General features: G+C 28.7%; 5 protein-coding genes. All 5 read left to right on the forward strand.

Annotated features, from left to right (window positions below; translation table 11 throughout):
• Nucleotides 1–264: 264 nt before the first annotated feature.
• Nucleotides 265–1,275, forward strand: a complete 1,011-nt coding sequence (gene tsaD / locus E6248_RS12310; protein WP_316341097.1) for a tRNA (adenosine(37)-N6)-threonylcarbamoyltransferase complex transferase subunit TsaD — start codon at nt 265–267, stop codon at nt 1,273–1,275.
• A gap of 13 nt (nt 1,276–1,288) precedes the next feature.
• Nucleotides 1,289–2,317 carry an alpha/beta hydrolase gene (locus E6248_RS12315; RefSeq protein ID WP_316341098.1) on the forward strand — a complete coding sequence of 343 codons (1,029 nt, stop codon included), beginning with the start codon at nt 1,289–1,291 and terminating at the stop codon, nt 2,315–2,317.
• Between the two features lie 180 nt (nt 2,318–2,497).
• Complete coding sequence (locus E6248_RS12320) at nt 2,498–3,742, forward strand: trypsin-like peptidase domain-containing protein (protein WP_316341099.1); 1,245 nt, start codon at nt 2,498–2,500, stop codon at nt 3,740–3,742.
• A 115-nt stretch (nt 3,743–3,857) separates the two neighbouring features.
• Nucleotides 3,858–4,244 carry a carboxypeptidase regulatory-like domain-containing protein gene (locus E6248_RS12325; protein WP_316341100.1) on the forward strand — a complete coding sequence of 129 codons (387 nt, stop codon included), beginning with the start codon at nt 3,858–3,860 and terminating at the stop codon, nt 4,242–4,244.
• 102 nt (nt 4,245–4,346) lie between these two features.
• The gene (eutH, locus tag E6248_RS12330) at nt 4,347–5,414 is read left to right on the forward strand and encodes an ethanolamine utilization protein EutH (RefSeq protein WP_316341101.1); all 1,068 of its coding nucleotides are present in this window, start codon (nt 4,347–4,349) and stop codon (nt 5,412–5,414) included.
• The last annotated feature ends 147 nt before the right edge of the window (nt 5,415–5,561 follow it).

Here is a 5,561-nt window from a genome sequence, read left to right on the forward strand (position 1 = left end):
ATATATATCTTTCAATTAATAATCTACATCTATAGTCTTATTAAATTATAGGTTAAAATTATTTTTAAAGTAGATTATCTAAATTTAAAGGATGTATTTTAAAAATTTTTATATAGGTTATTTAGATAGTTAAATATCTTAAATATTTTTAATAGGAAATAGGACTTAATGAAAAGTAGAATCCTTATCACGATTTATATACAATAAATGTATAGATTTAACAATAATGATGAAGATTAGAAATAAAAGTAAGAGGTAAATAAAATGGATAGTAAATTAATTTTATCAATAGAATCAAGTTGTGATGAAACTTCAGCTGCTGTAGTAAAAGATGGTAGAAAAGTTTTATCTAATATAATAGCATCTCAAATAGAGACTCATAAAAAATATGGAGGGGTAGTACCTGAGGTAGCTTCTAGAATGCACATTGAAGTTATAAATGGCGTTGTTTTAGAAGCTTTAGAAGAAGCTGGAGTTACCCTTAATGATATAGATGCTATTGGAGTTACTTATGGCCCAGGATTAGTAGGGGCTTTACTAGTAGGATTACAATATGCAAAGGGCCTTTCATATTCACTAAAGAAGCCATTAGTAGGAGTTAACCATATAGAAGGTCATATATGTGCTAATTATATTGAGCATAAAGATTTAAAACCACCATTTGTATCTTTAGTAGTATCAGGAGGCCATACTTTCATAGTTCATGTTAAGGACTATGGAGAATATGATGTTATAGGTCAAACTAGAGATGATGCTGCAGGAGAAGCTTATGATAAGGTGGCAAGGGCACTTGGACTTGGATATCCAGGAGGTCCTAAAATAGATAAGCTTGCTAAGGAAGGAAATGAAAATGCTATTGAATTTCCAAAGGCGAATTTTCATGATGATACATTAGACTTTTCCTTTAGTGGTGTAAAATCTGCTGTATTAAATTATTTAAATAAGTGTAAAATGCAAAATATTGAAGTTAATAAAGCTGATGTAGCAGCATCTTTCCAAAAGGCTGTTATAGAGGTATTAAAGCAAAATGTATTAAAGACTTGTAGAAAGAAAGAAATTAAGAAAATAGCTATAGCAGGAGGGGTTGCTTCTAATTCAGCATTAAGAGAATCATTAATAAAGGCAGCTGAAAAAGAAGGTATAGAAGTATTATTCCCATCACAAATATTATGTACAGATAATGCAGCTATGATAGGTAGTGCAGCTTATTTTAACTTTATAAATGGAAGTGAAGCAAAGCTAGACATTAATGCAAAACCAAACTTAAAGTTATAGGGGGAAGTGAGAAGTGAAACTTTTACCATATTCAAATGGTGTACGCAAGGTTAATATGAAAAAAAAATTAAAACCACAAGACATTGCTAAGAATATTATTGTAGGGATATTAATAGCCTTAGCAATAGGTTTTATATATCAAAGAATAAGCAATTTTATTGCAAAAGAAACTTTAAAAGAAAGAGTTGATTATGCAAGGGTAGATGATAAAAGATTAGATTACAAACTTAAAGGTGAAGGAAAATATACTGTAGTTTTTGATGGTAATATAGGAAGTACTTTAAATCAATGGAATGAAGTAATTGATATATTAGATGATGAGTATGGGGATTTAATTACCTTTGTATATAACAGAAGTGGTTATGGTTTCAGTGATGAAAGTAAACAAAAGACTCCAAAGGAGCAAGCAGAAGATCTAAGAATATTGCTTAGAAAATCAGCAGCCCCTGCTCCATATATCTTAGTTGGAGAAGAGTATGGAAGTTTAGTACTTACAGAATTTGCTAAAGAATATCCAGACTTAGTTTCAGGTATTGTATTAGTTAATCCTTTAGTCGAAGATACAATAAATTCTAATGATTTTAAAAAGAGTTTAATAATTAATAATATTAGAAGAAATATAGAAAGCTTTGGGTCAAGCTTAGGGCTTACTACTCTTATGGACAAAGTAAACTTAACTTGTGATACAGATGAATTTGAAGAAAAATTATCGGGAGAAGAGTTAGAGGAATTTAAAGTACATAGAACAAAAAAAGGATATAATAAAGCAGTAAAAAATGAGTATAAGACTATTACATCTGGGAATGTAGATATCCAAAAAGAAGGGGCTTTTACTGGAAAGCCATATTACTTAATCGCTAAAGATGGACAAGAAGTATTAGGAAAACTAGGAGATGAATCTTTAACTAAGGTTTATAATGTTGATTATGAAGAAAATTTAGTTTCTATGTATGAACCAGAGACAGTAGTTACAGGGATAAGACAAGTTGTTAAGCAAGCAAATGAAATAGAAAGATTAGAAAAAAAGAATAAGAATAGCTAAGAATAGCTAAGAATAGTGTATTATTAAAGTTAGCATATGTAAGTTTGTTATTAACCAGAATAATGTGGATAAGCAACTTATATATGTTAACTTTTTTTTTATGTGCCATATAATTGTCACAAAGAAAGGTTATATTAATAAATGTAATAGTAATTATTAATTTTTTAGGAGGCTTTTAGTATGAATGAAGATAATAACATATATGATGTTGAAAAATATGAAGATATTACAGAGGAAAAAAAGGAAGAGGTAGTAGAAGATTATATAGAAGAAGATAGGATTTATGAGAAAGACTCTTATGTTCATCCAATAAATGATCTTTCTAAAAAGACAAAGAAGAAAAAGAAGAATGGAATATTTAAAGTAATTGCAATATCGTTAATCACTGGACTATTAGGAGGAGCTATAGGTAGTGGAAGCGTTTATTATATAATGAAAGGCAATAAATCTTCTACATCTAATGGATATACAGGAACACCCAATCCAGCAACCTTTGATACAGAAGTAGAAGCATTAACTGCAAGCCAAGCTTTTGATAAAGTTGCACCAGCTGTTGTTATAGTTTCAGTCAGTGGGGTTGTAGATTATAGTGGAATTATACCTAAAGAAACAGAAGGTATTGGATCAGGATTTATTATAAATGAAGAAGGCTATATTTTAACTAACTACCATGTTATTGAAGGAGCAAAGGAAGTAACAGTAACATTATCGGATGGTAGAGAAGTTAAAGCTAAAGTTATAAATTATGATGAAAATCAAGATGTAGCTATGCTTAAAATAAGTGATGATACTGTAAAAGTACCAGCAGTAGTTGAACTTGGAGATTCAGATGCGTTAAGACCAGGAGAAGAAGTTCTTGCAATAGGAACTCCATTATCTAAAGACTTTAATCAAACTGTAACTGGTGGTATGGTAAGTGCAGTAAATAGAAATGTAGAAACAAGTTCAGGAGCTAAATTAAACTTAATACAAACAGATGCAGCTATAAATCCAGGTAATAGTGGTGGACCTTTAGTTAATACAAAAGGAGAAGTAATTGGAATTAATACTATGAAGATATCTGGAGGAGCTGAAGGAATTGGGTTCTCAATTCCAATAAATGAAGTAAAAGATAGAATAGATTCCTTATCTAAGCCTATATTAAACTTAGGTATATCAATAAGAGAGATAAATTCTGAATTAGCAAAACAATATAAGATGGATGAAGGTCTTTATATTGTAAGTGTAGTTGAATTCTCACCAGCAGAAAAAGCGGGATTACAAGGTGGAGATTTAATAGTTAAATTTGATGGAAAGAGAATAAAAACTTTTGATGAGTTAAAAAAAATTAAAGACTCAAAGGAAGAAGGGGATGTAGTAAAAGTTGAGGTTGTAAGAAATGGAGAAGATAAGACCTTTGACGTACAATTAGAGGCAAAAAATTAATAAAATAAAAAATTTGACAAAGTTATAATCTGCAAGTAGTTTTGATATCACATTTTTTGACATAATGAATAGATTATATTATAAAATCTATTTTTAAAACTTAGGAGGCAAAATTATGAGCGGAAGAATAACATCATGTGAGTTAAAGACTGGATGTAATGAACAAATCGAAGCAGTAATTAGATTACCAGAGGAAAAGAGATCAGTTATATTTGGAACAATTTTAGACTGTAATAGAATGCCAGTAGCAGATGCAGTAGTAAAATTATTACAAGTTGTTGATGGTTGTAGATATCCTTATCCATTAACTCATACTTTTACTGATTGTCATGGACAATTTTTATTAGGACCATTATGCCCAAATACTAAGTATATGTTAAAGATATACAAAGATAATATAGTAATCAAATATACAGAATTAGAAACTTCATCATATAATGGTAAGTGTATAGCAAAACCAGAAAAACATTCTGGCGGACAATCAGACGGTTGCGATTGTTAATTTAACTGAATAAAAAGGAGCTGTATCAAAGTTTGATACAGCTCTTTTTTATTATAGATAATTTTGATAAAATAAGTTAGAGTCTTATAAAGGAGATAATGTATGGAAAAAATAATGCTTTACATAGTTGGTTTGTTTTTTGTAGTAGGAATAATAGATTATATTTTAGGAAATAGGTTTAAATTAGGATATGGAATAGAAAATGGAATAAAGAGTATGGGATCCTTAGCGTTATCCATGATAGGAATATTATCTATAACTCCAATAATTTCAGATTTCTTATCTAAGTATGTATTATCAGTATTTAGTAAAGGGGTATTAGATCCAAGTATAATATCATCATCATTTATTGCTGTTGATATGGGCGGATTTAAAATTGCAGAAGCAATTGGAGGAAGTACTGATATAATATATTTTTCAGGAATATTAATTTCATCAATACTAGGATGTACTGTTAGCTTTACTATTCCTTTAGCACTGGGAATAATAGATGAAAAGCATATGGATATTTTTTGTAAGGGAATACTTTGTGGAATAATTACCATACCTATAGGATTATTTATTGGAGGTATATTATTAAAAATAAGTTTACTAGAGATATTTGTAAGTCTTTTACCTATAATAATAATTTCTGTTTTATTAATTATAGGATTATATAAAATTCCTTCTAAGATGGTAATTTATTTTAAGAGATTAGCAAAAGGTATTTTTATAATAGGATTAATAGGACTTGGACTTCAAGGATTAAACTCTATCATTGGAATTTCATTAGTTAATAATTTACTTCCATTAGAAGAGGCAATAACAGTTGTAGGTAAAATTGCTATTTTCTTAGCAGGTTCAAATGTGATGCTTGAAGTTATAAAAAGATTTTTTAGTAAGCAAATTATTACTTTAGAGAAAAAGTTACATATTAATTCAGATTCTGTAGCTGCATTAATAGGTAGTTTAGCATCAGCAGTAATTATATTTACCGATTTTGATAAGCTGGATAATCGAGGAAAGGTTTTATGTTCAGCTTTTTCAGTATCTGGAGCTTATGTACTTGGTGGACAACTTGCCTATGTAGTGGCTGAGGCAAAAGATATAGCATTGATTTATATATTAGTGAAACTTATATCAGGATTTTTAGCAATTTTATTGGCGCTTAAAGTAATTAAAAATGATTAATTAATTAAAGTTGATATAGTTTTCAATAAATAATCTACATCAATAGTTTTATATAACTATAAATTAAAAATAATTCTTTAGTAAATTATCTAAATTGAAAGAATATAGTTTTAAATTTAAATATAAGTTATTTAGATAACTTCATAT

Source organism: Clostridium sp., assembly GCF_032552055.1.
Taxonomy (GTDB): Bacteria; Bacillota; Clostridia; order Clostridiales; family Clostridiaceae; genus Clostridium.